The sequence below is a fragment of the Prosthecochloris marina genome, from assembly GCF_003182595.1.
GTDB lineage: Bacteria > Bacteroidota > Chlorobiia > Chlorobiales > Chlorobiaceae > Prosthecochloris > Prosthecochloris marina.
On the sequence record NZ_PDNZ01000005.1, the window covers coordinates 59,761 to 84,879 of the forward strand.

Consider the following 25,119-nt stretch of genomic DNA (forward strand, 5'->3'; position numbering starts at 1 on the left):
CTTTGGCCTTTGCCTTGATGTTGACGATGAGGGCATTTCTAAAAACCATCTGATGACGGCTTTACCATAATAACCTTTTCTTTTTCCGCTAGAACCTGGCCGATAGGCATGTTTCTGGCTCGTCTAATATATTTTTTTTCGGTATACATTACAGGAACGAGTTCTGAATGTTTTGCGGAAGAGTAAAATGCCGCGATTTCGGCAGCTTTCTCTATTTCGGTGGTGTTTTGCATCGTTGCTCCGCGCAGGATGCAGTGTGAGCCGGCAGCTCCGCGAGCGTGGAGCCAGATGTCATGTGGTTTTGCAAAGGAAAAAGTCAGGTCTTCGTTGTTCCTGGCGTTTTTGCCGACATAAAGCACCGCTTTTTGTGTGATGGGAAATGTTCTGAACGGTAATGGCTTCTTCTCCTTTTTTGATGTGCGTTCGAGTCCGAGCGATTTAAGGGCAGTATGGTTTGTTTGGTAAAAATTTCTGACTTGAGAGGGTGTCGAGAGCTCCGATGACAGCTCTATGAGTGTTACGAGTTCACGCTTCTGTTTTGCAAGTGCATTGCTTCTTTTTATACCTCCTTCGATTTTTTCTTTCGCTTTCGATGCTTTTCGAAACCATGCCGCAGCGTTTTGTTGCAAGGTCAGTTCCGGATTAAGGGAGATCGTTACGGGGCAGGAGGACGGGTCAAAAATATTGTTTACCGTCATCTGATTTTTTTGATGCCCGGTATTGTACAGATTTGCCATAATCAGGTGTCCGTTTCGCTCATATTCATCGGCTTGTTTTCTGAGTTTTTCGGGACGGAAAAGAGCTTGTTCACGTTCTATTTTTGTCATTTTGTGTTTTAGCTTTTTGTCGAGTTCGCCAACAAGCTCTCTTGTTTTCAGATGTTGCCATGTTTTGCCGCTGTAGAGGTTCAAACCCTCATGTATTGTTTCAAGGCTGGTGGAGGTTTTCGGGGAGTTATGCAGGATTGAAAATTCAGGGTAGCTATCCTTGCCGATAAACACGGCAGGATGCGGGTCAAGCAATTCGTAAAAAAGAGTGGCAAACTCGGCATGGATATTTTCCACAGAGTGATTGTTGTCGCAACGGCAGGTGAGTTCCCTTGCAAGCTGGCGGTCAAAACCGGGAAGCATCTTTATCAGTTTTTCCAAGAGATCTCTTGCAGGTGTTTCTGAGAATCGTTTTGAAAAAAAAGCTCGATCGTAAGCCAGAGGTTCAAGTGAGCGCAGTATTTCAGGCTTGGCGGGATGGCTTTCTTTTTTCCCGGAAGTATTGTCGGGAACACCATGCTTGAAGGCACCGATGAACATTCTGTTTTTTTCCAGAAGAACGTTTGTTTTGGCGCTGAAAAGCTGCAGGATTATAGCATAATTATCTTCGAGCTGTAACCGGATTATTCTGTCGCAAGGATCAATGGTGATTTCAGAGATTTTTTTTTCAGCAATTTCTGGCATCAAATCCACGGTGTTACGCTGCTTTCTGTTCAATCCTTTTCTGGTATAGAGACAGAACTTGGGATGGCCTGTAACGACAACAAGCTGCAGATGGTCACCCTTGTTGGTTATCAGGCTTATGGTTATTTCGTTTCGCTGCTGCGAAAATACTTCGAAAACGTAGCCGTTCTTTAGCAGGTTATCCAATTCCCTTGCCAGATGGTATAGGGTGAAATAGTTGCGCAGCATCGTTGTTCTGTATGTTTTTTCTTTCTTTATTTGTAACAAATCGGGTTGTATTGCAATTCCAGCAACCCAGCCACGTGATTATCGAAGGGACGGAAAACACGCAATACAACATGCTGAACGTGTCGTTTTCGACATTTTTGAAACAATGTATCAAAATCCGGTCTATGCCTGAAAATGTCCAACAAGACAACTGCTGTTCTCCCGATGGTGGAGAAGAAGGCTTCACCCATGAGAAACGGCTTGGGTGGCATGAGTATTTCATGAGTGTTGCTCACCTGATTTCGCGCAGGGCTACCTGCACCAGAGGGCATGTCGGTGCAGTGCTCGTTCGGGATAACAATATTCTTTCTACCGGTTATAACGGCGCACCTTCGGGTTTGCCGCATTGCAATGAAACAACCTGTAAAATCTATCGCAGCACCCATCCTGATGGAACGGTGGAAGAGAATTGCGTCAATACCATTCATGCGGAGATCAATGCAATAGCACAAGCAGCAAAACACGGTGTTTCCATTAAGGATGCCGATATTTACATTACAGCCAGTCCGTGCATTCATTGTCTGAAAGTGCTGATCAACGTCGGTATTAAGACCATATACTACGACAAGCCCTACAAGATCGACCATATTGCCGAACTGCTGCGTCTTTCGGGTGTAAAACTGGTGCAAATACATGTTGAAATGCCTTAATCGCCGACATGACAACTTATGGCCGTAAAGAAGACAAGAAGAGATTTGCAGCATCATGAACATTTTATGTCGCGCTGTCTTCAGCTTGCCCGAAAAGGTGCCGGCTATGTCAGTCCCAACCCCATGGTTGGTTCTGTACTCGTCGTTGATAACCGGATTGTAGGAGAAGGGTTCCATCAACGGTTCGGTGGGCCGCATGCCGAAGTCAACGCTATCGCTTGTGTGGATGATGAGGCTTTGCTGCCCCGATCTACCCTGTATGTCAACCTCGAACCTTGCTCACATCACGGTAAGACCCCTCCCTGCAGTGATCTTATCATTCAAAAAAAGATTCCCAGAGTTGTTGTCGCTTGCAGAGATCCTCATAAAAAAGTTGCAGGAAAAGGTATCGCGAAACTGCGGAAAGCCGGAGTGGAGGTTATCGAGGGGATTCTTGAGAAGGAGGCTCTTAAACTGAACGAGGCATTCGTGAAAAGTCATGTCAAAAACATGCCGTTTGTCGCCCTCAAGCTTGCTCAAACCCTCGATGGAAAAATAGCAACCGTAACGGGCCGGTCGAAGTGGATTACAGGCAAGGAGGCAAGAAGGCATGTGCACAGCCTTCGCAGCTGTTACGATGCCGTTCTTACAGGATCGGCAACCGTTCTTGCCGATGATCCTCGGTTGACGGTTCGTCATACGATGGGGCGCAACCCCCTGCGTGTCGTACTTGACCGGACGTTACAGTTGCCTCATACAGCTAAAATTTTCAATGGCGATGCGCCGACGCTTCTTTTTACTTCGGTGGGAAGTTCCGATACCATGAAGCTTGACCTCTTGCAGAAAAACGGTGTCGAGGTGGTGCACATCAACGAAAAACAGAACGGTCTCGACCTTGAAGAGGTTCTGTCGGTTCTTCATGCAAAAGGCATCCTTTCCGTTTTTGTCGAAGCAGGTTCCAGGCTTTCAGCTTCTCTGCTTCGATCCATGCTTGTCGATAAGGTTTATATCTATATTGCTCCCAAGCTCTTCGGTGGTGACGGTCTTGACTCTTTTGCCCCGCTCGATGTTCATACTCCCGATAAGGCTTTTCATTTCCACTTCGAGGCACCCTTCTTTTTTGGCGAAGACATTTTACTCGAAGCCTACATGCAGTAAACTTCTTTCGGCTGCGATTTTTTACACTTTTCTTTCGTTAAAAACCTCTTCGTATCGGTGTTTTTTACGACATCGACTCGCCTGGTTTTTCTCCTTTTTTATTTCCGCGTTTGGTTTTATGGATGGTTTTTTATAACATCATACTTTATGAGTATATGTATATATATTCTCATGATTATATGATTTTGTTCGGCGTTTGAAGGTGGAAAAGGATACGCTTTCAGCATCGGCAAAAAGAAGAACGCGAGGAAACACCAACACAACCACTTAGAATGCAACAACATGAAGAAAAAAATTCTATCATTATTGTGCCTCGTCATGATCTGGGCACTTCCGTCAGCTGTGACGGCGGAGGAAACAAAGCCGAGTGTTACCGTTTACGGTAACCTCCGTTATTCTTTCAATTACATCGATGAAGATGGGCATGGGATGGAGCGCTGGAAAGGAACGGATAACGTATCCCGTTTCGGTATCAAGGGGTCTTATGGCAACGAGGATATAAAAGCCTTTGTTCACTTGCAAGTGAGGGCTTTTGCCGACGGTGATGCCGATAAGGACGCTTTTGAGCAGCGTTTTTTCTTTGGTGGATTTGAAGGTGGCTTCGGTAAAGTAACCTATGGTCGTATGACCAATGCCTACAAATTTCCCGGTTATGCTCTCGATCCTTTCTATGATCTTTCCAGGATCAGTTCGAACGGCTGGTTCAGCGGTGGCGGAGCTTCTTACGGCTTGTCTTCTGCGACCAATGGTTTTACCGATAATGCTCTGCAGTATTTCTCACCGAATCTGAACGGTTTCAAACTCGTTGGCGGGATCGCTTTTGATGACAGCGAGGACAACAACCAACTCGCTTATCTTGCCGGTGGCTCCTATAGTGCAAACGGTTTTACTTTTGGGGGAGTTTATGCCGACAATCCGGAAAAGAAAGTGGTCTATCCAAACATTGCCGCAGATGGTGATGCCATAAGGGCCTATGCAACGTATAAAGGGAAGGGTTGGAAAGCCGGCGCTTCATATGAAAATATCGATGTCAAAGGTGGTCCTGACAACGTCAACTATTTTTATCTGACAGGAACGGCTATGCTGGAAGAAGCTAAAACCGATCTTTCACTCTCTCTTGGTCTGGTTGACGATGGTGCGGCAGAAGGATTGGGTATAACCGGTGGTGCATTCTACAACATTCTCGACAATGCACAGATTTATGCAATGGCAAGTTATGCAGATCTTGATTCCGATTACACTCCTTATGTTCTGTCGGTTGGCGCTATCTACAACTTCAAATACACAGTCAACTAAACTGAGCAGAAACGATTGTTCTTTCCGGTGTTACCGTTAGCAACATCCAAAACGCCGGACTGTCTTTCTCCGTTGGACAGTTCGGCTTTTGTTTTTACAAGTCTGATAAAATAGTTGTAATTTGCGTGCGTGAAGAATGATTTGTAAGTAGTTTTTTTTGCATCCTCTCCATCTTTCCTGAAACCACTAAACACTCGATTGATATGGTTGAAAGTATCATTCAGAACAATGATTTGGGTAAGTTGCTGTTGCGTTTGCCTGTTGGCGGACTGATGTTGTTTCACGGGATTCATAAGCTTAAAAATGGGCTCGGGTTTATTGAAAAGTCTCTTTCTGATGCAGGGTTGCCGACTTTTTTGTCTTATGGCGTGTTGCTTGGTGAGGTAGTTGCTCCACTACTTATCGTTCTGGGTATTTTGTCCCGTCCTGCTGCGCTGGTTGAAGCTTTTGTGATGATTGCCGCAATCTACCTTGTGCATATCCCTGAACTGTTTGCTTTGACTCAGCATGGCGGTCATGCATTGGAATTGCAGTTTCTCTATCTGTTCGGTTCGCTGGCCATTGTTTTTCTCGGTTCCGGCAAGTACAGCGTTTCGAGGGGAAGAGGATTGTGGGACTAATGAAAATGAATTCTTTCCCAGAAAGGTATAGTACGGGATGTACAGTGTTGAGAATGCAGGTATAGGGATGAATCGAAACCTGCTGGAGCTTCATGATATAACTGCATATCGCGGCAAAAGTCTTGTGTTTGAGGGTTTATCTCTCGCAATTCCTGAGGGAGACAGCACTGTAGTGCTTGGGCCTAACGGTGCGGGTAAGACAACTCTCTTAAAGCTTATCAGTTGCGATATCTATCCGGTAGCCACAAAAGGTTCCCGGTTAAAAATACTTGGACGGGAACGTTGGAATGTCTGGGAGTTACGTTCCCGTTTCGGCATTATCTCTCATGATCTTCAACACGATTATTTGCAATCTGCAAAAGGATTGAATGTTATTCTTTCCGGATACTACTCGAGCATCGATACATGGAGTTATCAGAAGTTTTGTGAAGGTGATATCGAGAAAGCATCTCTCATCATGTGCAAGTTGGGCATTGAATCGCTTGCAGAACGTTCTTTCGGAGAAATGTCGGTTGGACAGCAGAGACGGTTTTTACTCGGACGGGCGTTGATTAACGATCCAAGAGCTCTGCTCCTTGACGAGCCGACAACAGGTCTTGATCTCAAAGCGTCGTTTCAGTATCTGGATATTGTCAGAAGTCTTATCCGCGAAGGAAAAACAATCATCTTGGTTACGCATCATGTTCATGAAATTCCTCCGGAAATCAAAAGAGTGGTGCTGATTAAAAACGGCCGAATTTTTTTGGATGGAGAAAAAACCGAGGTGTTGACCTCTTCAAATCTTTCCACACTTTTCGAGATTCCATTGCAGGTTGCCGTTTCAAATGGCTTTTACCAGGTTTTTCCCGGTTGAACAATGTAAGTGCTCTTTTTACATACTTCTTGCTGGTGTTGTATCTGTTATGGAGCAGAAAATGTTTCACGCTCCGGAATTTTTCGCCTGCAGGAACTTTGTTCTGGTTTTTCCCGTTTCCCCATACTGTTTCTTGAGATCCCTTTATTGTTACCACATTGAAATACAATCTTTTATAGTTAAAAATTACTTAAAAAACATGGCCAACATTACATTGAAAGGAAATCCTGTAGCAACTGTCGGTGAGTTGCCAGCAAAAGGAACTGCCGCTCCTTCGTTTTCTCTTGTGAATAAAGACCTGACAGAAACAAGTATGACAGACTTTAGCGGCAAAAGGATTGTTCTGAACATCTTTCCGAGTCTCGATACTCCTGTTTGTGCAGCTTCGGTCAGGCGTTTCAACCTCGAGGCTTCAAGTATTCCCGACACAGTTGTTCTTTGTGTGTCTGCTGATCTCCCTTTTGCCCACAAGCGTTTTTGCGAGGTTGAAGGAATAGAGAACGTTGTGTCTCTTTCTGTGTTTCGTTCTCCTGAATTCGGTAACGATTACGGTGTTACCATGATTGATGGTCCGTTGAAAGGAATCCTTTCTCGTGCTGTGGTGATCGTTGATGACCAAGGTAAGGTCATCTATGCCGAACAAGTGCCCGAAATAACTCAGGAGCCGGATTATGAAGCGGCTTTGAAAGCCATGGTGTAAAACAGCACCATGGTTGTTTTGTGAATTTCAATTCATGTTACGACATGCAGCAGTCATGCCGGGGAGAAGAGGGGAGTTCTGTTAAAAAAAGGATAGAGCTGCTCAAAAGAGAAAGAAATGCAGTGATTATCGCTCATCATTATGCTCCGGCAGAGGTGCATGATGTTGCAGATGTGCTTTCGGACAGCAGGGGGTTTTTCGACGCGGTCGTTCGGGGCTGTGAAGCGAACGTAGCGGTTGTGCTCGCTCCTGCTTTTTTTGCGGAAATAACTGCGGCTATGTGGCCGGAAAAAAAGGTTCTTGTGCCTGAAATAGCCGAGTGTCCGGTCGCTAGCCACAGCAATCTCGGTTTCGACAATATCGCTGCATTCAAAAAGCATCATCGTGGTAAACCGCTGGTCTGTTATGCGACGTCTCCGCTCGAAACAAAACTACTGGCCGACTATGTGGCTTTTCCTGGAGAAGTTGTCGATACCATTGAAAACGTAGATGCCGATGAGGTTCTTTTTGCCGGAGAACGGAACTGTTCGGATGATGCAGTGAAGCGGTGCGGCAAGAAAGTCATTGCCTATGGTGGGAATCCGGTGTGCAATGTATACAATTCGGCAGACCTCTCCGATGTGCAACGTTTGAAAGATGAGTTTCCCGATGCATGCATAATGGTCCATCCGGAGTGCAAGCAAGAGGTGATCGATGCAGCGGATTATGTGATGGGAACCGGTGAAATGCGTGAGCAGATAAGAAAAGACGGAAATCCGGGGGCGATCATACTTGGTACCGAACGTGGCTTTTTCGACAGAATGCGGAACGAGTTTCCCGAAAAAAATATCCTGCATTTGAGTTCTTATCTGACGTGTAATGTTTTTAAGGTGTTGCGGTTGAAAACCGTTCTGGAATCCCTTGAGAAGATGTGTTACCCTGTACAGGTTGACCGGGTTGTTGCCGAGCGTATCCGTACGCTCTTCAATCGGCTTTTCTGAACAAAAGTGTCTTTCAAAGAGATATCTTGCAGGTAAAGTTTGTCAGTGAAGTTCAGAGGAAAACGCCGGAAAATGCTATATATGGTTAACGAGTTCGGCAAGATTCGGTTGCCTGGAAAAAAGTAACGGTCTGGATTATGTTTACTGGAATTGTCAAAGATATCGGGACGATAGCGGCAATACGCCGTCAAGGTTCAAACCTGCATATTTGTGTACGTTATGAAAATGAACAAGAGTTCGGTGACCTTGCAATTGATGAAAGTGTTGCGATTAACGGAACATGTCAGACGGTAGTGGCTCTTGGCGATAAGACGTTCGATGTCAATACAATCGAGGAAACGCTGAAAAAAACCACACTTGGCACCTTCGCTCCAGGGTTTTCCGTAAACCTCGAAAGAGCGTTGCGCCCTTCGGACAGGCTTGGAGGGCATTTTGTTCAGGGACATGTTGATTGCGTCGGCAACGTTCTCGAGGTGCGCGAGCTGGATGGAAGCAGGGAGATAAGGATTGGTTTTCCTGAAGAGTTTCAGCCATTTATCGTGCCGATAGGTTCCATTGCGATTGATGGTGTCAGTCTTACCGTTGCAGATGTCAAGGAAAATAGTTTTTCCGTTGCTATTATTCCCTATACGTTCGAGAATACGACCATCAACCATCTCAAGGTAGGGGGCGGAGTAAATCTGGAGTTTGATATTCTCGGTAAATATATCGTAAAACAGCAGGAGCTTGTGAAAAATGTTACAGGCAATGCTGGAAAAATCAGTGAAAGCTGGTTAAGTGATTTAGGATATTGATGTCGCACATGCAGGATGACCTTTTCGGGTTGCCTTCCAGGGAAAAAAGAGGCTCCGGTTTTCAGCCGCTTGCCGAAAGGGTGCGGCCCAAAACTCTCGAGGAAATGTACGGTCAGGAGCACCTTATCGGTGCTGACGGTCCCCTCAAAAGGTTTCTTGTGCAAAAGCGCTTGCCGTCCATGATATTCTGGGGGCCTCCAGGTTCAGGTAAAACAACCCTTGCGGAAATTTGCGCATACTCGCTGGATTTTCGTTTTGATTCGCTCTCCGCAGTCGATGCAGGGGTGAAAGAGGTCCGCAAAGCGCTTGAACTTGCGGAATCGGCGCAGAGAATAGAGGGACGTCAGACCCTGTTGTTTATCGACGAGATTCACCGATTCAACAAGGCGCAGCAAGATTCACTATTACATGCGATCGAACAAGGGATTGTTGTGCTGATAGGGGCGACAACCGAGAACCCTTCTTTCGAGGTCAACCCTGCTCTGATGAGCCGGATGCAGGTCTACATTCTTGAGCCTCTTGGTGACCGCGATATTGAAGCTGTTGTCAGACGGGCATTTGAAAGCGATAGCACGATTGCTTCATATCAGGTGGCCATAGATGACTGGGATTTTCTTTTGCGCTATGCCGGCGGCGATGCACGGAAAGCTCTGAACGCTCTTGAGGCTGCGTTGTCGATGGTTGATACTTCCACTGTACCAGTTCATATTTCAAGAAGCCTGCTTGAAAAAGCGCTTCAAAAAAAGCTTCCGGTCTATGATAAAAAAGGGGAGTCGCATTACGATATCATATCGGCTTTTATAAAATCTATGAGAGGATCCGATCCCGATGCGGCGCTTTTCTGGCTTGCGAAGATGCTCGATGGAGGAGAAGACCCGAAATTCATAGCTCGCAGAATGGTGATTTTCGCCAGCGAAGATATCGGCAATGCCGATCCATATGCCCTTACGCTGGCAGTATCTGTTTTCCATGCTGTCGAGGTGATCGGTCTGCCCGAGGCGAGAATCAATCTTGCACAGGGGGTTACCTACTTGGCAGGCTCTGCGAAGTCCAATGCAAGTTATCGGGCGATAAACGATGCACAACACTATGCCGGGCAACAGCAGGAGGCTCCAGTACCGATGCATTTGCGAAATGCCCCTACCAAGTTCATGAAAGAGTCGGGATATGGTAAGGGTTACAAGTACCCGCATGATTATCCGGAACATTTTGTCAAGGAAAAGTACATGCCTGAAGGCCATGATCCTGTTTTTTATCATCCGACTGTAGAAGGAAGGGAGAAATTCATCAAGGAGCGCCTTGAAAAGCTTTGGAAGGGAAGATATTGATCATTGTTCATGCAGTCCTGCGATTTCGGTATATTTGGCCTTTTCAGCTCTTGATACGAGATTTGTTTACCATGCGAACTATCGAAAAATCTTTCTTCTGCCTGATTTCGGTGGGGTTTCTCACACTGCTGCCATGGGTTCTTCCTGCTGTTGAAAGAAGTGTGAGTGGAGAGACCGTATTGATACTTTCGCTCGATGAAGCGGTTTCAACCGGGCTTGGTCGTAATCGTGATCTCGAGATTGCACGGCTCGATCGGGATATTGCCGGTCAGAAAGTATGCGAAGCACGAGCGGACATGCTTCCTCAGCTCGATGCGGGATTCGACTATACAAGAACTCTGGAACCATCGATTATCTATTTTCCGGACGTTCAAGGCGGTGACCTAAACCGACTGGTTCCCCTGGAAGTGAGTCTGGACAATTCAATGAGCGCTTCCTTATCGCTGACACAGCCATTGCTCGATCTTCGGGCTATTGCCGGGATACGTGAGTCCACTATAGTGAAAAAGATTAGCATGGAATCGTATCGTAGGATTAAAGCAGAGGTTATCAGCGACATTAAAACATCATATTACAATGTTTTGATTGCAGCCGAACAGGTTAAGATACTGGAGCAAAGCATCGCCCGCTGGGAAACTGCCCTTCGTGACAGCCGGGCTCTCTTCAAAGAAGGTGTTGCTGCAGATATCGATACTTTACAAGCTTTTCTTTCTGTGGAGAATATCAAGCCGGACCTCATCGAAGCTAAAAATCAGGCAGTAATCGTCAAGACGAAGTTCAAAAATATCATAGGTCTTGATCTTTTACAAAACGTTGTTCTTTCTGATTCGCTTGTTTATCAGCAGGGTGAGTATCCTCAGGATGTTTCGACAGCGTATGCCGAAGCGCTTGCTGCGAGGCCCGAGGTACGCCAGCTCGAACTACAAGTGGAAGCCGATGCGCAAAATGTCAGCAAAACAAGAGCCGAGCGTTTTCCGACGGTTACCGCAGTTGGGCAGTTGCAGGCGCAAACGCAATTTGAAGACGGGGTGGCTATCGAGGATACCGACTGGCCGGTGACTTCATATATTGGGGCACAGGTTTCCTTGCCACTGTTTACCGGGTGTCGGACCAGTGCACAGGTCGAGCAGGCGAAACTTGGTCGCTTGCAGTCCATTGCCAGGCATGAAGATCTGAAAGCCGACATACGCGCTGAGGTGGAAATGAAGCTCTCGGATCTTGAAGAGTCCCGGAAAAGAATAGAAGTGCAGGATAGAACAATCCGTACGGCCGAGAGGAGCTATGAGATTACGCAGCTGCGTTTCCGTGAAGGCATCGGCTCACAACTCGAGCTTTCCGAGGCGGAGCTACAGCTCAACAAGGCCAAGACCAATTATCTCCAGGCTGTTTACGATTACCTGATTGCCCGTGTCGAGTGCGACAGGGCTCTTGGCAGAACTGTTAAACCCGAGGATGAGCTGTAAGCTGTTTTCCTGATCGTCGAGCAGTGCTCGAATTACTCGTGGAAAGGGCTTCGGTTTCCCGGACGCCGGTTAAATGGTCAGGCTGTCTGCACGGCGTTTTCTGAGTATGTATTTTTCCAATTCGACAAGGAACAGCACTGAAGAGCTGACCAGCAGAATGGTGAGCCAGTCCGACAGTCCGATCGGTACAGTTGCAAACAATGTCTGCATGAATGGGGTATAATTGAACAGTGACTGTAAGACAATAAGTATTCCTATCGCATAGAGGACGGCAGGGTTGCCCAGTAGTCCCTTTTTCGAGAAAACAGACGCCACAAAGAAGCGTGAACTCAAAAGATAGAATATTTCAAACATGACAAGTGTGTTGACGGCGACGGTTCGCGCCATGTCATGAGAGTACCCTGCTTTTTCATACCAGAGAAAGAGCCCGAAAGTGCCGCTCAGCAGGATAAGCGAAACATACACGATTCTCCAGACGATAAAGCCCGAAAGGATTGGCTCGCCGGATTTCCTTGGTTTGCGTTCCATCACGTTGTTTTCGGCTTTTTCGAACGCAAGGGTGAGGGCGAGCGTTACCGCTGTAACCATGTTGACCCAGAGGATCTGTACCGCTGTGACAGGCAGCGTATAGCCCAGTGCTACGGCAAAGAGGATGCTGAGTGCTTCGCCCCCGTTGGTCGGCAGGACAAAAAGAATGGATTTTTTAAGGTTATCATATACTGTCCGTCCCTGTTCGACGGCACTGGCTATAGTTGCAAAATTGTCGTCGGCAAGTATCATTTCAGATGCTTCTCTGGAAACTTCCGTTCCTTTCTGTCCCATTGCAATCCCTACATCGGCTCTTTTAAGGGCAGGGGCGTCGTTGACGCCGTCTCCTGTCATCGCTACGACAGAGCCATTTGATTGGAGTGCCTTGACCAGCCTGATCTTATGTTCGGGGCTGCTGCGTGCAAATACGTCGATACCATTGACTTTTTGTTGCAGTTCCTCGTCGCTCATCGCCTCAATTTCCGTTCCTGTCAAAGCTTTTGATCCGTCTCCGATGCCGGTCATTTTCCCGATGGCTCTGGCGGTATCGACGTGGTCACCTGTGATCATCTTTACACGAATGCCTGCCTGCTGGCATCGTTTGACCGCCACGATGGCTTCGTCTCTCGGAGGGTCGATCATACCGACAATTCCGATCAGCGTCAGTCCGGAGGCTACATCCTCAAATGTCAGTGTTTCTTGTCCAGAGATTGTCTTTTTGCTGGCTATGGCAAGTAACCTATGACCCTGGGCTGCCATTTTCTGAGTGATGTTTTCCCAGTATTGATAGTTGAGGGGCTCTTCGGCTTCGCCATGCCGTTGTTTCGTACAGCGTTCAAGTACTACCTCGGGGGCTCCTTTCAGGTAGATAAACGTCCTGTCGGTATGATCGTGATGTAAAGTTGCCATGAAACGGTGTTCAGATTCGAACGGAATCAAATCGATCCTTGGCCAGTTTTGGCGTTCCAGGTCCGGGTCATAACCTGCTTTTTTGCCAAGGACACAGAGGGCGCCTTCTGTAGGATCTCCGGATATTGTCCACTGTTCATCGCGAAACTGAAGGGTTGCATCGTTGCATAGCAGAGACGCATGAGCAATGGCCCTCATCTGGGAATGGTTCCGGAGATCAATTTCTCGGCCGTCAAGCTGAAAGGTGCCGTGAGGATCGTAGCCAGAGCCGGTGACTTCGAAGCGTTTTCCCGGGAGGGCAACTGATTTGACCGTCATTTCATTGCGGGTCAACGTTCCGGTTTTGTCCGTGCAGATGACTGACACCGATCCAAGCGTTTCAATTGCCGGCAGCCTGCGGATTATGGCTTTTCGGTGCGCCATTGCCTCTACACCGATCGCCAGCGCTATGGTCATAATTGCGGGCAAACCTTCCGGAATAGCAGCAACTGCAAGACCGACAGCTGCATTGAACATTTGTGTCAGCGAGTATCCTCTGGCGAAGACGCCAAAGCCGAAAAGCAGCGCTGAAAGCAGGACAATTGCAACAGTCAGGGTTCGGGCGAACTCGTCAATGCGTCGAAGCAAAGGGGTTTCAAGGGTTTCAACTTTGCCGAGCATGGAGCTGATTCGGCCGATCTCCGTTTGATCACCAGTTTCGGTAACGACACCTTCACCTTTTCCGTAAGTGACAAGTGTTCCTGAAAATGTCATGTTTGCGCGTTCAGCTAACGGTGTATCACTCTTGACTGTCTTGCTGTTTTTTTCTGCAGGAAGCGATTCTCCTGTTAACAGGGATTCATCGATGCGAAGATTTCTGACAGAAAATAGCCGCATATCCGCCGGTACTTTGTCGCCTGACTGCAGGATGACGATATCGCCTGGCACCAGTTGATCGGAGGGTATAGTAAATGTTCGGTTGTTCCGACGGACCATTGCCTGGGGAGAGAGAAGGTTTTTAATTGCATCCAGGGCTTTTTCTGCCTTTCCTTCCTGAACAAATCCGACTAGCGCATTGATGATGACCACGCTAAGTATGACCCAGGCATCGATCCAGTGATCAAGCAGAGCGGTAACAACAGCAGCCACAAGGAGAACGTAGATTAGAATATTCTTGAATTGAGATAGAAATTTGATAACCGGATGCTGTTTTTTTGCCGGGGTGAGACGATTGGGTCCGTATTGTTCCGTTCGCGCTGTAATCTCGTTATCGGTCAAGCCTTTGTTTGAAGTCGAAAGCAGATGAAAAACTTGTTCAGCGGTTTTACTGTGCCAGGCTTGTTGCTCTTTCATGGTTTTTAAACTCTTGATAAATCGTGTCGAAATCTTTGCGTTTCACCATATCCTACAATGCGGTTTTGTTGTTTGTTCCCAAGCATTTGCGGTTTTCTGTGAGGAGGATGCAATTGTTGTATAGTATCGTTAGTCAATCCGGCAGGGTTGCAGGATTAAAGGCGTATTCTTTACATGTGGGTGTTGATTTTTAATGAATAGAAGAGAGAGATAACTATTCCTGTGGAGGCGTTTTTTATATCAGCAACTTTTGAATCAGGTGGACAGGATGCCTGGTAATGAAGCTTGGGATGTTTGGCCGCCTATGCTGAAGCGCTTGCTGCACGACACTGGTTACAAGGTTTCGGACCAGTGCACAACAGTTCGAGCGGGTGAGACATGGTTGCTTGCAGTTCATTGCCAGGCATGAAGATCTGAAAGCCGACATACGCGCTAAGGTGGGAATGAAGCTCTCGGATCTTGAAGAGTCCCGGAAAAGAATAGAAGTGCAGGATAGAACAATCCGTACGGCCGAGAGGAGCTATGAGATTACGCAGCTGCGTTTGCGTGAAGGCATCGGCTCACAACTCGAGCTTTCCGAGGCGGAACTACAGCCGAACAAGGTTCTTTGCAGAACTGTAAAATCCGCGAATGAATTGTAGGTGTCCAAATTCTACCCTCCGTAGATGAGGGCGTCGGGTATAATGTACAATTCCGAAATTCCTACATAGACTTTCCAGTTATCGTCAACTCTTACCTGCTTTATCTTGGAGTTGTCATCGGTTGTAAATGTGTCGTTTTCGAAGTAAAGGGCGCGGAGTGTATTGAGGCTTCCCGGTTTGACCATCCAGATGGTTGCACCATTCGGGTTTCTTTTAACCCTGAATTCACAGAATGATTTGATATTTTCTTTTTTGCCGGAGCATACTATGCGGCCGGAAGCATCTCCACTTGCCGGCCATTGTATACTGCTGTTTCCTGACATCTCTTTTTTCTCTCCGGTAATATCGAGCTTGAGGGTATAGTTTGCTGTTTCATTGCGGCGCGCAGCGCTTCGCATCATGAAAACCTGTATGGTATACTGGCCTGTTGCCGGTAACGTTCCTGTATAACGGTTTCCATTGATCGAACCTGTGAACATGGCTTCGTCGCCCGGTCCCTTGCCAGGAGCGTAAATGTTAAAATAATTTGCGGTATTGTCGCTGGACAGGACCACGTTCATTGTCTGTCCGGCAGCCGCCTTGAGTGTGTAGTTTTTGGACTGACGGCCTGCGATAGAGGATGTAATTGAGGTGCCGGTTGTGCCCGGAGTGAATATCACTTCCTCTGTTTTATCCATAACCGCAGTGTCGGACGCATCTATGGCGTTGTTTTCCACGCTTGTTTCGGCCACTTCATCCTCAATTTCTTGGACAGGTTCTTCGGTTACATTCTCAACTGCTTCGTTTAGAGCTCCGGCTTTTTCCTGAACAGCTTCTTCGGTTTGTTCTTCGGCTTTCGGAGTGCAGCTGGTTGCGATAAGAAAAAACAGCAGGAATAAGAGGGTGTATGGCTTTTTCATGGTATCTCCTCGAAGAGTTGACTTTAGAGTAAGCTAAATATACTGAACGTTTATAGAGGGGTTCGGATAGCCCTGGATTGAATGCTCTCTCCCAAGGTTTGGAGGGCGATGCATTTGAGTATGATGGTGAATACATTTTCAGAACATTAAGTTCCCGGACTTCTTTTCTCTTACTTGAGCCGTTTGACGACATACACAAGTGTTGAGGACTGTTCGTTGTTCAGCGCTCCTTTGAGTATGCTTTGTATCCCGCGCAAGATTCCACTGGTCAGAGAAGACGCACATGGACTCTTTATACGGTGCATGTTTTTTTCGCTGTAGATACAGTTGTAAAGGGTATCGGAGATGAACGGCTGCATCGAGGCTATTTCAAGGTTGTGTTGTTTGAGAAGCTTGCCGAGGGTTTGTGGCGTGAAGTGGTACAGATGTCGGGGGGCATCCCAGGCTACCCAGTGCTTGCCGTAAAAGGTTGCATCGAAACTTGCGGCATTTGGGAGTGCGATAACCATCGCCCCTTTTGCGTCGAGATATCGAGCGGCTTTGTCAAGTGTTTCGTTGATTCGGTGAATATGTTCGAGTGCATGCCAAAATATGATGCGGTCAAAAGTACCTGAAAGTGAACTTTCACAAAACGGAATAGTCTTTACGTCAAGTCTGTAATTTTTCTTTGCAAGAGAAGCTGTGCGGCCGTCTTTCTCGAACCCGATGCAATTTTCAGGGGAAAGGCTGTTTCTCTGCTGAAGTATGTCGAGCAATTCACCACTTGAACAGCCTATCTCGAGAATTTTTGAGCCGGAAGAGAGGTGAGCGGCTTTTTTCTCGATCAGTGATGCCTTCCTGCCGAGGGCGATTTTTCTGAGAGCGAGGTAGAGTGTGTCTCGAAAAGTTCTCGTGATTTTAGCGGACAGATGAGGATCGTAGCATGAGGTGGGGTAGTAGGCAGCCATTTCAGTTTCATCAGGGCAAGGAGAGAGGTAGATCAGTTCTGATTCAGGATCTTGGACCAGTTGCCATTGCTGACTGCTTTTGGGATTGAACCGGTCAGTGACCGTCATGAAAGGGGTTGGGGATATGTTACCGGTTATGGGGCTAGCGGGCCTCTCCATAATTGCTTATTTCCCGGCTTTTTCCTGCACTATTTCCTTGATGGCTTTCCGCAGCTGCTTGTAAAGTCTGCGCATATCGTTGCTCAGCACCTTGGTTTCTCCGACAACAGGCATGAAATTCGTGTCACCTTCCCAGCGGGGTACGATATGAAAGTGGATATGCGAATCGACGCTTCCGCCGGCAACTCTGCCTACGTTGACACCGAAATTGAAGCCGTGCGGGTGGATTGTTCTGCGCAGGGCATCAATGCCGATATCGGTGAGCTGCATGATTTCAAGCTTCGTCGTGTCGTCAAGATCGGAAAGTTCGGGCGTTTGTTTGAAAGGAATGACCATAAGGTGCCCGCAGTTGTAGGGAAAAAGATTCATGATGATGAAACTTTTTTTCGCGCGGTGCAGCACGTAACGTTCCTCGTCTTGTTCCGGAGGGATATCGGTAAAGATGTCTTTTGCCGGGTGGAAAGGGTGGCTTTCGTCCTTAAAGGACTCCATGTACACCTCTCTCCATGGCGAATACATTTTTTCCATGCTGGCTGTATTTTGCTGCAGGAGATAGCGTTGTACCAAAGGTGGGACTCGAACCCACACGGGTTAAACACCCACTGGATTTTGAGTCCAGCGCGTCTACCAATTCCGCCACTTTGGCTTGTGGATACCTCGAAACACCTGCGACGGTTTTTCGAGGTATCCATTTTTTAGCGTGCGAGAGAAGGGACTCGAACCCTTACGCCTTGCGGCACTAGTTCCTAAGACTAGCGTGTATACCAATTTCACCACTCTCGCATTCTGCTATGAAAAAAGAATATAAGTGGTTTTTTCTTTAATAAAAACTATCTTCCATGATAGTTGATTTTTTATGCGTAACTTCTTTTTTGTTCATTGCTTACTCCATGTTTTTCCATCGCTTAGCATCTCTGATATCCTGGTTGATTAGCCCGATAGTTGTGGCGCCAGCAGCATATTTTTTTGTTGCACGTTTCGGTTTCAGAGATGACCCTGCACGATGGGACTATTTCCTGCTTCTTTTTTTTGCAAGCACGGTTATTCCTGTGCTGCTGATATACGGGCTGAAGAAAATAGGAAAGGTATCCGACTACAACATTACTTTTCGTGAACAGCGCTTTCTTCCTTTGCTGGTCATGGTCGGAGTTAATTTTCTTGGATACGAATTGATGCAGCAACTAGAAGCACCAAGAATTTTTACCGGCATTTTACTGTTTAATGCTGTAAATACGGTGCTTATTCTCCTAATAACCCTTCAGTGGAAGATCAGTGTTCACCTTCTTACTTTAGCTTCTTCAATAGCTTTGCTTTATATCCAGTTTGGAACTGTGGTATTTTGGTTCATGTTCCTTGTTCCGGTACTGATGTGGTCGAGAATTTATTTGAAAGCGCATACGTTCATGCAGACTCTTGTTGGCAGCTTGATCGGTTTTCTGGTCATGTTTGCTGAATTAAAGTGGTGGATTGGATTGTGAAGAAAAAAAAGTATGCAGTCGTTATTGTAACCTATGGTGAGGTTGAAAGACTGACGCTGCGAAATCTCTGGCCAAGTACACGGAGAATAGTCAAGGTCATAACCCGGCAGATTGTCAAAGTGCCGAAATTCCTGGTTTATCTGATTGCGGATTACCGGTCAACACGGCACTATATTGACTGGCGGTTACATAATTATGAGTCCACCCTTGTTGCCACCAATAGAAGGCAAACCAAATCGATTGCCAATCAGATCCACAGAGACGATCGTTCTATTCTTTCTTCCGTTGACGTTGATGTATTCGATTCCTACTATTTTGTCCCGCCGTATCTTGAGGATTCTCTCGCAAGTATTCAGACGGAATATGATGGGGTGATTGTTGTTCCGATGATCCCTGTGGAGTCAGCATTTTCCTGTGGGGTTGCTTGTCAAATCGTGACGGATATTTACGGAGATCAAAAGTTTGAAAAGACCCGTATGCTGAACAAGCTTTGGCAGGACGAGGAGTTGCACAGGCTCTATACCGATTATCTGTTTCAGAATATCGACAGGTCTTATTTGGGTAAGCCTGGCAAAAAAGGGTTGGTGCTGGTTATTCACGGTACTCTTGTGCGGGATCGTGCTGGAAATCCTCCGAAAGTATTTACCGGGTTGAATGAAACCGGTGAGTTTTTCGAGATGGTGAAAAAGCAAATTATAAATGATCCCCGAAATGTTTTTCATGGGGTCAAGCAGGGGTGTATGAACCATACTACCGGAGGTGAATGGACAGCTGAAACCGTTCAGAAGGCTTTTCAAGAGTTCCACGCCGAGGGTTACGACAGCGTGGTGATGTTTCCCTATGGTTTTTTTGCCGACAACAGTGAAACAGAGTATGAGGCACGTACGTTGCTTGAAAAATCCCCGTTTACATACAAACAGTACATTCGTTGTATCAATGGTTTTCCGCAGTTTGCTGAATGGCTTGCTGCGCGTATTGTCGATGAAATAGAAAAACTTCATGCAGTTCAGGAGGTCTTCGAGAATTTATGGTCTGTAAAAAAAATCGGTGAACATGCAGGAAATTGAGAAGCTTGAAAAAGCTGCCGGGATTGATCCGGGTGATAATGGAAAGCAGTATGAACTTGCTTTGGCGTATATCGGTGCTGGCAGGTATTCCGAGGCTGTTGGTGTTCTTGACGGACTGCTGGAAAAAGATTACCGGAACGTCAATGTTCTGTATTCAAGAGGGGTTGCCCATATGTCAACAGGCAACTATCGTCAGGCAGGTCAGGATTTTCTTCGTGCAGTCGCGCTCGACAGGGATTTTCTTCATGCATACAAGAATCTGGGATTCGTGCAGTTAACCATGGGAAAAGAGGATGCGGCTGTCAGTACGCTGGAAAGGGCTCTTGATATAGATCCTTCGTATGTTGATGCCTATTGTCTTCTCGGAGATGTTTATATCGACATGGGTGAATATGGCAAGGCTAAAGCTGCGATCGAGAAAGCACTTGAACTCGAGCCGGATGGAGCTGAACCGCATTGCAAGATGGCAATGTACTGTCTCTCTCAGGGCGATTTCAAGGGTCTGAGGAGGCAGCATATGATATTGAAGGAGCTCGACCCTGCCCTGGCATCGCAAATCGGAGGGCTATTTTTTGATGAAACCTGAAATGAAAGAAGGTTATAAAAGAAAGCAACTGATGAAAACAGGGCTTCAGATTGTCTTTGCTATAGCATGGTTTCCCATACTGTGGCTGTTTCTTTCTGTGACTCTCGGAAAGTTGTTCGCAATGTTTATCGGAATTGCCTGGCTTGAACACTCTTTGGTTATCGGTTTGTCACTATTGTTAATTTTTTTTGCTTTCCGCTACCTTGTCTTGCTGAGTGAAAGAATATTTGGTGAAAAGTAGTTTTTGCCTTTCTTTGTTTGGTTTTTTTCTTTCATTTTTTTCTTTATTTAGGTTGTTTCGTGTTATGGCAGGGGTGGGAAAAAGTTTTCTTCTTGTCTTTTTTTGTGGTTTCAACAACAATTTTGTTTATATTGGGCGCACTTGTTAAAAGCTTGTTAAAAGAGTCTCATGAGCCAGAGATATCAACGTAAAATATATTCTTATGGACCAAACGTTGAGTGATTTCGGCACCGTTTTTGTTTTTCTTCTCCTCGGTATCATTTTTGTTATCGGAGGTTATCTGACCGCCCGCCTTTTACGCCCCAGCAGACCCAATCCTGAAAAGCTTGCAATATACGAGTGTGGTGAAGAAGCTGTAGGTTCTGCCTGGATAAAATTCAATATACGTTTCTACGTCGTTGCCCTGATCTTCATCATTTTCGATGTTGAGGTGGTGTTTCTTTTCCCTTGGGCTACGGTTTTCAAGCAGCTTGGGGCATTTGCCCTGATCGAGGCGCTTGTTTTTGCGGGTATTCTGATTATCGGTCTGGTGTACGCATGGGTTAAAGGTGACTTGGACTGGGTCAGGCCCACCCCGAATATTCCGAAAATGCCGGTTGTTGACGACAAAGAGGAAGGCCGGTGATATCCTGATGCGGAAAAAACTATAAGTATAAGAGGATATGGGATTACTTGATGCAAATATATCGAAGCACAATGTCCTGGTGACATCGGTCGACAATGTCATGAACTGGGCTCGTCTGTCTTCTCTCTGGCCGATGGGGTTCGGACTGGCTTGCTGTGCTATCGAGATGATGGCGACAAATGCTTCCAACTATGACCTCGAACGGTTCGGTATTTTTCCCAGGGCCTCTCCTCGCCAGTCGGATCTCATGATTGTTGCCGGAACGGTTACCATGAAGATGGCCGAAAGGGTGGTTCGTCTCTATGAACAGATGCCCGAACCCCGATATGTTCTCTCGATGGGGAGCTGCTCGAATTGCGGCGGCCCTTACTGGAAGCACGGCTATCATGTGCTCAAAGGTGTGGACAGGATTATTCCGGTAGATGTCTATGTCCCAGGTTGTCCGCCGAGGCCCGAATCTCTTATAGGAGGACTGATGAAAGTCCAGGAACTGATTCGCATGGAACAGATCGGCATTTCACGTGCAGAAGCATTGAAAAAACTCGAGGAAAAAAGTATCGATCCGGGTCAGCTTATTCAGGAAGCACGCAAAGGCGTCAAAGCTTCATAACACAAATTCAAGCAAGGTTCCCGATGGGAGAGAGTCAGGAAAATACAGTGGAGTCACCCGAGGTCGTTGCCGCGAAAGCAGCATGGCAGGTTGTCCGGGAGAAATTCGGAAACGCTGTCTCCGAGCTGGATGACAATCCTTACATGCCGTTTTTCGAAATAGAACAGGTGGAACTTTGGAGGAATATCGCTCTTTTTATGCGTGACGACCCGAGCCTGCGTTTCAATTATATGGCATGCCTTTCAGGGGTGGATTATCCGGAAGAAGGAAAGCTGGGTATCGTCTGCAACCTCGAGTCGCTGGGACAGCATGGTCACAAAATCGCCGTAAAAGTCAAATGCGATCGTAACGGAGGGACTATCCCCTCTGTCTCGAAAGTATGGAAAACAGCTGACTGGCATGAAAGGGAGGCGTTTGACATGTACGGTATGATATTCAGCGGTCATCCGGATCTCAGACGGATCCTCTGCCCGGAAGATTGGGAGGGTTACCCTCTTCGAAAGGACTATCAGGTTCAGGAGACATATCACGGAATCAAAGTACCGGATTAACGAAACGAAGCAGACGTATTAATTGTAAAAGCATTACAGATGCAGGAGTTGGGAAAGGCGGAACATTCATCAGTCAGGGTTACACCGAAAGGTGACAACCGGGTGATAATCGAAAAGGACCTCTCGAGCGAGGAGATGATCCTCAATATGGGTCCCCAGCACCCTTCAACGCACGGTGTGCTTCGGCTTGAATGTAAGACGGATGGAGAGGTTGTTATAGAGGCAGAACCTTATTTGGGGTATCTGCACCGCTGTTTCGAGAAACATGCGGAAATGGTGGATTATCCGGGAATTGTGCCGTTTGTCGACCGCATGGACTATCTGGCATCGATGAACAATGATTTTGCTTTCTGCATTGCCGTTGAAAAGCTTCTCGATATCGAGATTCCGAGGCGTGTCGAGTTTATCCGCGTCATTGTTTCGGAGTTCAACAGGATTGCTTCTCATCTTGTCGCTATCGGCACCTATGCTATCGACCTTGGCGCGTTCACACCGTTTCTGTTCTGTTTCCGTGACCGGGAACATATTCTGAACCTTCTCGAATGGGCTTCCGGTGCGAGAATGTTGTACAACTACATTTTGATCGGTGGAGTCGCTCACGATTTTCCCCAGGGATTCAAAAAGCGCGCGCTTGAGTTCGTGACCTATTTCAGGCCGAAAGCTGTCGAATTGCAGAAGCTCCTGACTGAAAACGAGATTTTTGTTAAACGCACGAAAGGCATCGGTATAATGCCTGCGGATGTTGCGATCAACTATGGCTGGTCGGGTCCCATGCTGCGAGGTTCAGCCGTAGAATGGGATCTCAGAAGAGAGGACGGGTATTCCGTTTATCCCGAACTCGATTTCAAGGTTTGTGTGCCTGACGGCAAATTTTCGGACATCGGTGACTGTCTTTCCCGCCACCTTGTCAGGGCGATGGAGATGGAAGAGAGTATCAACATCATCGAGCAGTGCCTTGAAAAGATGCCTGAGGAGGAGGGTTTTGATCCGAGAGCGGCCATTCCGAAACGCATCAGGCCAAAGGCAGGTGAAGTCTATGGCCGTGCTGAAAATCCGCGTGGTGAACTTGGATTCTATATCCAGAGTGATGGAAAATCCACCAAACCACTTCGCTGCAAGGCCCGTTCATCCTGTTACGTCAATCTGTCTGCCATGAAAGAGCTTTCTCTCGGGCAGCTTATTCCGGATCTCGTCTCAATCATAGGAAGCATCGATATTGTGCTCGGGGAGGTTGACCGATGAGTACCGGATCCTTTCTGCCAAACAGTTTTCCTTTTGTTATGAGTACAAGCCTTAATGCCTGGTCCGATGCTCTTTCCGAACTGTATCTGTTCGGACTGCCTCTCGGGCTTCTCATCATAGCTGCTGTGCCGCTCGTATTTATAGCGATTTACGCACTTACCTATGGTGTGTACGGAGAGCGAAAGATATCGGCGTTCATGCAGGACCGGCTCGGCCCGATGGAAGTCGGTAAATGGGGAATCTTACAGACACTTGCCGATATTCTCAAACTGCTCCAGAAAGAGGATATCGTCAACAAGTCGGCGGACAAGTTTTTGTTTGTGATCGGGCCGGGCGTGTTGTTTGTCGGCTCTTTTCTCGCTTTTGCGGTTTTGCCTTTCGGGCCTTCTTTCATCGGTGCCGATCTGAATGTCGGGTTGTTCTATGCAATAGGTATTGTCGCTCTGGAGGTTGTCGGTATTCTGGCAGCAGGTTGGGGTTCCAACAACAAATGGGCGCTTTACGGTGCTATCCGCAGTGTCGCCCAGATTGTCAGTTACGAGATTCCGGCGGCAATCGCCATTTTATGCGGTGCCATGATGGCCGGTACATTGAGCATGCAGCAATTCAACCTGCTTCAGCAGGGTGAGTACGGTTTTCTGCACTTCTTTTTGTTTCAGAACCCTATCGCATGGCTGCCGTTCATTATTTATTTCATCGCATCGCTTGCAGAAACGAATCGTGCTCCATTCGATATTCCCGAAGCTGAATCAGAGCTTGTGGCCGGGTATTTCACCGAGTATACAGGGATGAAATTTGCCGTTATTTTTCTTGCGGAGTACGCCAGCATGTTCATGGTGTCAGCGATCATTTCGATCGTTTTTCTCGGTGGCTGGAATTCACCGTTGCCGAATATCGGTCCTCTGTTGCTCAATGACTGGACGACCGGCCCTGTCTGGGGGGCGTTCTGGATCGTGATGAAGGGGTTCTTTTTCATCTTCATCCAGATGTGGTTGAGGTGGACGCTTCCAAGGCTCAGAGTAGATCAGCTCATGCATCTTTGCTGGAAAGTGCTCACACCGTTCGCTTTTGTGGCATTTGTGCTGATTGCAGTCTGGGAGATTTATGTCAAATAGGATTCAGAGATAAACATGAGTGAGTATTTCAGGGATATAGGCAGCAGTATCACAACCATTCTCACCGGTATGGGGATCACCCTGCGCCATTTTTTCAATGCAGTCAGGCGTAAAGGCGATGCCGGTATCGATGAAGAAAACTACTTCAATCAGGTTGATGGTCTGGTGACACTCCAATATCCGAGAGAAGCGGTTCCAACTCCCAAAATAGGTCATTACAGGCTCTACAACGAGATCGATGACTGCATTGGATGCAACCAATGTGCACGGGCATGCCCGATCGATTGTATTACCATCGAGACCATCAAGGTAACCAAGGATGATCTTGCTGTTTGCGGTAAAACTTCGGGTGGTCAGCAAAAGCGGTTCTGGGTACCTGTTTTCGATATCGATGTCGCACAGTGTATGACATGCGGTATCTGCTCTGCCGTTTGCCCTACTGAATGTCTTTATCATACACAAGTAAGCGATTTTTCCGTATTCAGACGGGAAGACATGATCTATCATTTCGGTAACCTGACAAAACTGGAAGCCGAAGCGAAACGCAAGAAGCTCGAAGAAGAGAAAAAAGCGGCACCGGCACCGAAGCCGAAGCCCAAGCCGAAACCTGCACCGAAATCTGAACCTGAAAAAGGTTCTTCATAGGCACA

Annotated in this window: 26 protein-coding genes and 2 tRNA genes; 21 read left to right on the forward strand and 7 right to left on the reverse strand. The window is 47.0% G+C overall.

Annotated elements, in window-relative coordinates; genetic code table 11:
* Positions 1 to 38 precede the first annotated feature (38 nt).
* On the reverse strand, positions 39 to 1,679 hold the full coding sequence (locus tag CR164_RS07960) for an NFACT RNA binding domain-containing protein (protein WP_110023403.1): 1,641 nt from the start codon (positions 1,677 to 1,679) through the stop codon (positions 39 to 41).
* 164 nt (positions 1,680 to 1,843) lie between these two features.
* Between CR164_RS07960 and CR164_RS07965 the strand changes: the two genes are divergently transcribed.
* The 10 genes from CR164_RS07965 (at position 1,844) to CR164_RS08015 (ending at position 11,539) form a co-directional block, all read left to right on the forward strand.
* Positions 1,844 to 2,368 (forward strand): deoxycytidylate deaminase, encoded by a 525-nt coding sequence (locus CR164_RS07965; RefSeq protein WP_110023613.1) that lies wholly within the window; start codon positions 1,844 to 1,846, stop codon positions 2,366 to 2,368.
* Between the two features lie 18 nt (positions 2,369 to 2,386).
* Positions 2,387 to 3,505, forward strand: coding sequence for a bifunctional diaminohydroxyphosphoribosylaminopyrimidine deaminase/5-amino-6-(5-phosphoribosylamino)uracil reductase RibD (gene ribD / locus CR164_RS07970; protein WP_110023404.1), 1,119 nt, complete (start codon positions 2,387 to 2,389; stop codon positions 3,503 to 3,505).
* A gap of 282 nt (positions 3,506 to 3,787) precedes the next feature.
* On the forward strand, positions 3,788 to 4,801 hold the full coding sequence (locus CR164_RS07975) for a porin (protein WP_110023405.1): 1,014 nt from the start codon (positions 3,788 to 3,790) through the stop codon (positions 4,799 to 4,801).
* Between the two features lie 203 nt (positions 4,802 to 5,004).
* The gene (locus tag CR164_RS07985) at positions 5,005 to 5,421 is read left to right on the forward strand and encodes a DoxX family protein (RefSeq protein ID WP_110023407.1); all 417 of its coding nucleotides are present in this window, start codon (positions 5,005 to 5,007) and stop codon (positions 5,419 to 5,421) included.
* Between the two features lie 37 nt (positions 5,422 to 5,458).
* Positions 5,459 to 6,274 carry an ABC transporter ATP-binding protein gene (locus tag CR164_RS07990; RefSeq protein WP_239994507.1) on the forward strand — a complete coding sequence of 272 codons (816 nt, stop codon included), beginning with the start codon at positions 5,459 to 5,461 and terminating at the stop codon, positions 6,272 to 6,274.
* Between the two features lie 199 nt (positions 6,275 to 6,473).
* Positions 6,474 to 6,974, forward strand: a complete 501-nt coding sequence (gene tpx, locus CR164_RS07995; RefSeq protein WP_110023408.1) for a thiol peroxidase — start codon at positions 6,474 to 6,476, stop codon at positions 6,972 to 6,974.
* 20 nt (positions 6,975 to 6,994) lie between these two features.
* Positions 6,995 to 7,954, forward strand: a complete 960-nt coding sequence (gene nadA, locus CR164_RS08000; RefSeq protein WP_146204151.1) for a quinolinate synthase NadA — start codon at positions 6,995 to 6,997, stop codon at positions 7,952 to 7,954.
* A gap of 137 nt (positions 7,955 to 8,091) precedes the next feature.
* Positions 8,092 to 8,748, forward strand: a complete 657-nt coding sequence (locus CR164_RS08005) for a riboflavin synthase (protein WP_110023410.1) — start codon at positions 8,092 to 8,094, stop codon at positions 8,746 to 8,748.
* Entirely contained in the window at positions 8,748 to 10,076 is a 1,329-nt protein-coding gene (locus CR164_RS08010) for a replication-associated recombination protein A (RefSeq protein WP_110023411.1), read from the forward strand. The genes CR164_RS08005 and CR164_RS08010 overlap by 1 nt, the downstream gene beginning before the upstream one ends.
* Before the next feature lie 71 nt (positions 10,077 to 10,147).
* A complete protein-coding gene (locus CR164_RS08015) occupies positions 10,148 to 11,539 on the forward strand; it encodes a TolC family protein (RefSeq protein ID WP_110023616.1) in 1,392 nt (463 codons plus the stop codon).
* Between the two features lie 69 nt (positions 11,540 to 11,608).
* On the opposite strand, the gene CR164_RS08020 is transcribed toward CR164_RS08015, so the two are convergent.
* Positions 11,609 to 14,308 carry a cation-transporting P-type ATPase gene (locus CR164_RS08020; protein WP_110023412.1) on the reverse strand — a complete coding sequence of 900 codons (2,700 nt, stop codon included), beginning with the start codon at positions 14,306 to 14,308 and terminating at the stop codon, positions 11,609 to 11,611.
* Positions 14,309 to 14,679: 371 nt separating this feature from the next.
* Here CR164_RS08020 and CR164_RS08025 point away from each other — a divergent pair, with 371 nt between their 5' ends.
* The gene (locus tag CR164_RS08025) at positions 14,680 to 14,949 is read left to right on the forward strand and encodes a TolC family protein (RefSeq protein ID WP_239994508.1); all 270 of its coding nucleotides are present in this window, start codon (positions 14,680 to 14,682) and stop codon (positions 14,947 to 14,949) included.
* An 11-nt stretch (positions 14,950 to 14,960) separates the two neighbouring features.
* On the opposite strand, the gene CR164_RS08030 is transcribed toward CR164_RS08025, so the two are convergent.
* The 5 genes from CR164_RS08030 to CR164_RS08050 form a co-directional block, all read right to left on the reverse strand.
* The gene (locus CR164_RS08030) at positions 14,961 to 15,848 is read right to left on the reverse strand and encodes a hypothetical protein (protein ID WP_110023414.1); all 888 of its coding nucleotides are present in this window, start codon (positions 15,846 to 15,848) and stop codon (positions 14,961 to 14,963) included.
* 170 nt (positions 15,849 to 16,018) lie between these two features.
* The gene (locus CR164_RS08035; protein WP_110023415.1) at positions 16,019 to 16,954 is read right to left on the reverse strand and encodes a class I SAM-dependent methyltransferase; all 936 of its coding nucleotides are present in this window, start codon (positions 16,952 to 16,954) and stop codon (positions 16,019 to 16,021) included.
* Between the two features lie 6 nt (positions 16,955 to 16,960).
* Positions 16,961 to 17,482 (reverse strand): HIT family protein, encoded by a 522-nt coding sequence (locus CR164_RS08040; protein ID WP_110023416.1) that lies wholly within the window; start codon positions 17,480 to 17,482, stop codon positions 16,961 to 16,963.
* Positions 17,483 to 17,515: 33 nt separating this feature from the next.
* Positions 17,516 to 17,600 (reverse strand) — tRNA-Leu (locus CR164_RS08045).
* A gap of 55 nt (positions 17,601 to 17,655) precedes the next feature.
* Positions 17,656 to 17,737, reverse strand: a tRNA-Leu gene (locus tag CR164_RS08050).
* A 107-nt stretch (positions 17,738 to 17,844) separates the two neighbouring features.
* Between CR164_RS08050 and CR164_RS08055 the strand changes: the two genes are divergently transcribed.
* The 10 genes from CR164_RS08055 to CR164_RS08100 all read left to right on the forward strand — a co-directional run bounded on the left by CR164_RS08055 (position 17,845) and on the right by CR164_RS08100 (position 25,114).
* On the forward strand, positions 17,845 to 18,432 hold the full coding sequence (locus CR164_RS08055; protein WP_110023617.1) for a phosphatase PAP2 family protein: 588 nt from the start codon (positions 17,845 to 17,847) through the stop codon (positions 18,430 to 18,432).
* Positions 18,429 to 19,499 carry a ferrochelatase gene (locus tag CR164_RS08060; protein ID WP_110023417.1) on the forward strand — a complete coding sequence of 357 codons (1,071 nt, stop codon included), beginning with the start codon at positions 18,429 to 18,431 and terminating at the stop codon, positions 19,497 to 19,499. The genes CR164_RS08055 and CR164_RS08060 overlap by 4 nt, the downstream gene beginning before the upstream one ends.
* Positions 19,486 to 20,085, forward strand: a complete 600-nt coding sequence (locus CR164_RS08065) for a tetratricopeptide repeat protein (protein WP_110023418.1) — start codon at positions 19,486 to 19,488, stop codon at positions 20,083 to 20,085. Before CR164_RS08060 ends, CR164_RS08065 begins: the two co-directional genes overlap by 14 nt.
* Before the next feature lies 1 nt (position 20,086).
* Positions 20,087 to 20,326 (forward strand): hypothetical protein, encoded by a 240-nt coding sequence (locus CR164_RS08070; protein ID WP_146204152.1) that lies wholly within the window; start codon positions 20,087 to 20,089, stop codon positions 20,324 to 20,326.
* Between the two features lie 202 nt (positions 20,327 to 20,528).
* Complete coding sequence (locus CR164_RS08075) at positions 20,529 to 20,951, forward strand: NADH-quinone oxidoreductase subunit A (protein ID WP_110023420.1); 423 nt, start codon at positions 20,529 to 20,531, stop codon at positions 20,949 to 20,951.
* Positions 20,952 to 20,988: 37 nt separating this feature from the next.
* A complete protein-coding gene (locus tag CR164_RS08080) occupies positions 20,989 to 21,561 on the forward strand; it encodes an NADH-quinone oxidoreductase subunit B (protein WP_110023421.1) in 573 nt (190 codons plus the stop codon).
* A gap of 23 nt (positions 21,562 to 21,584) precedes the next feature.
* A complete protein-coding gene (locus CR164_RS08085; RefSeq protein WP_110023422.1) occupies positions 21,585 to 22,112 on the forward strand; it encodes an NADH-quinone oxidoreductase subunit C in 528 nt (175 codons plus the stop codon).
* Between the two features lie 39 nt (positions 22,113 to 22,151).
* Positions 22,152 to 23,354 carry an NADH-quinone oxidoreductase subunit D gene (locus tag CR164_RS08090; RefSeq protein WP_110023423.1) on the forward strand — a complete coding sequence of 401 codons (1,203 nt, stop codon included), beginning with the start codon at positions 22,152 to 22,154 and terminating at the stop codon, positions 23,352 to 23,354.
* Complete coding sequence (nuoH, locus tag CR164_RS08095) at positions 23,351 to 24,469, forward strand: NADH-quinone oxidoreductase subunit NuoH (RefSeq protein ID WP_161953506.1); 1,119 nt, start codon at positions 23,351 to 23,353, stop codon at positions 24,467 to 24,469. Before CR164_RS08090 ends, nuoH begins: the two co-directional genes overlap by 4 nt.
* 15 nt (positions 24,470 to 24,484) lie before the next feature.
* Positions 24,485 to 25,114, forward strand: a complete 630-nt coding sequence (locus tag CR164_RS08100) for a 4Fe-4S binding protein (RefSeq protein ID WP_110023424.1) — start codon at positions 24,485 to 24,487, stop codon at positions 25,112 to 25,114.
* Positions 25,115 to 25,119 lie beyond the last annotated feature (5 nt).

Bases quoted from the DNA above. Each gene is read 5' to 3' on its own strand.
- CR164_RS08015 (WP_110023616.1), top strand. From the start codon at position 10,148: ATGCGAACTATCGAAAAATCTTTCTTCTGCCTGATTTCGGTGGGGTTT.
- CR164_RS07975 (WP_110023405.1), top strand. From the start codon at position 3,788: ATGAAGAAAAAAATTCTATCATTATTGTGCCTCGTCATGATCTGGGCA.
- CR164_RS08005 (WP_110023410.1), top strand. From the start codon at position 8,092: ATGTTTACTGGAATTGTCAAAGATATCGGGACGATAGCGGCAATACGC.
- CR164_RS08075 (WP_110023420.1), top strand. From the start codon at position 20,529: ATGGACCAAACGTTGAGTGATTTCGGCACCGTTTTTGTTTTTCTTCTC.
- CR164_RS08010 (WP_110023411.1), top strand. From the start codon at position 8,748: ATGTCGCACATGCAGGATGACCTTTTCGGGTTGCCTTCCAGGGAAAAA.
- CR164_RS07965 (WP_110023613.1), top strand. From the start codon at position 1,844: ATGCCTGAAAATGTCCAACAAGACAACTGCTGTTCTCCCGATGGTGGA.
- CR164_RS08100 (WP_110023424.1), top strand. From the start codon at position 24,485: ATGAGTGAGTATTTCAGGGATATAGGCAGCAGTATCACAACCATTCTC.
- CR164_RS07990 (WP_239994507.1), top strand. From the start codon at position 5,459: ATGTACAGTGTTGAGAATGCAGGTATAGGGATGAATCGAAACCTGCTG.
- tpx (WP_110023408.1), top strand. From the start codon at position 6,474: ATGGCCAACATTACATTGAAAGGAAATCCTGTAGCAACTGTCGGTGAG.
- CR164_RS08040 (WP_110023416.1), bottom strand. From the start codon at position 17,482: ATGGAAAAAATGTATTCGCCATGGAGAGAGGTGTACATGGAGTCCTTT.
- nuoH (WP_161953506.1), top strand. From the start codon at position 23,351: ATGAGTACCGGATCCTTTCTGCCAAACAGTTTTCCTTTTGTTATGAGT.
- ribD (WP_110023404.1), top strand. From the start codon at position 2,387: ATGGCCGTAAAGAAGACAAGAAGAGATTTGCAGCATCATGAACATTTT.
- CR164_RS08065 (WP_110023418.1), top strand. From the start codon at position 19,486: ATGCAGGAAATTGAGAAGCTTGAAAAAGCTGCCGGGATTGATCCGGGT.
- CR164_RS08035 (WP_110023415.1), bottom strand. From the start codon at position 16,954: ATGGAGAGGCCCGCTAGCCCCATAACCGGTAACATATCCCCAACCCCT.
- CR164_RS07985 (WP_110023407.1), top strand. From the start codon at position 5,005: ATGGTTGAAAGTATCATTCAGAACAATGATTTGGGTAAGTTGCTGTTG.
- CR164_RS08085 (WP_110023422.1), top strand. From the start codon at position 21,585: ATGGGAGAGAGTCAGGAAAATACAGTGGAGTCACCCGAGGTCGTTGCC.
- CR164_RS08055 (WP_110023617.1), top strand. From the start codon at position 17,845: ATGTTTTTCCATCGCTTAGCATCTCTGATATCCTGGTTGATTAGCCCG.
- CR164_RS08090 (WP_110023423.1), top strand. From the start codon at position 22,152: ATGCAGGAGTTGGGAAAGGCGGAACATTCATCAGTCAGGGTTACACCG.
- CR164_RS08080 (WP_110023421.1), top strand. From the start codon at position 20,989: ATGGGATTACTTGATGCAAATATATCGAAGCACAATGTCCTGGTGACA.
- CR164_RS08070 (WP_146204152.1), top strand. From the start codon at position 20,087: ATGAAAGAAGGTTATAAAAGAAAGCAACTGATGAAAACAGGGCTTCAG.
- CR164_RS07960 (WP_110023403.1), bottom strand. From the start codon at position 1,679: ATGCTGCGCAACTATTTCACCCTATACCATCTGGCAAGGGAATTGGAT.
- CR164_RS08030 (WP_110023414.1), bottom strand. From the start codon at position 15,848: ATGAAAAAGCCATACACCCTCTTATTCCTGCTGTTTTTTCTTATCGCA.
- CR164_RS08020 (WP_110023412.1), bottom strand. From the start codon at position 14,308: ATGAAAGAGCAACAAGCCTGGCACAGTAAAACCGCTGAACAAGTTTTT.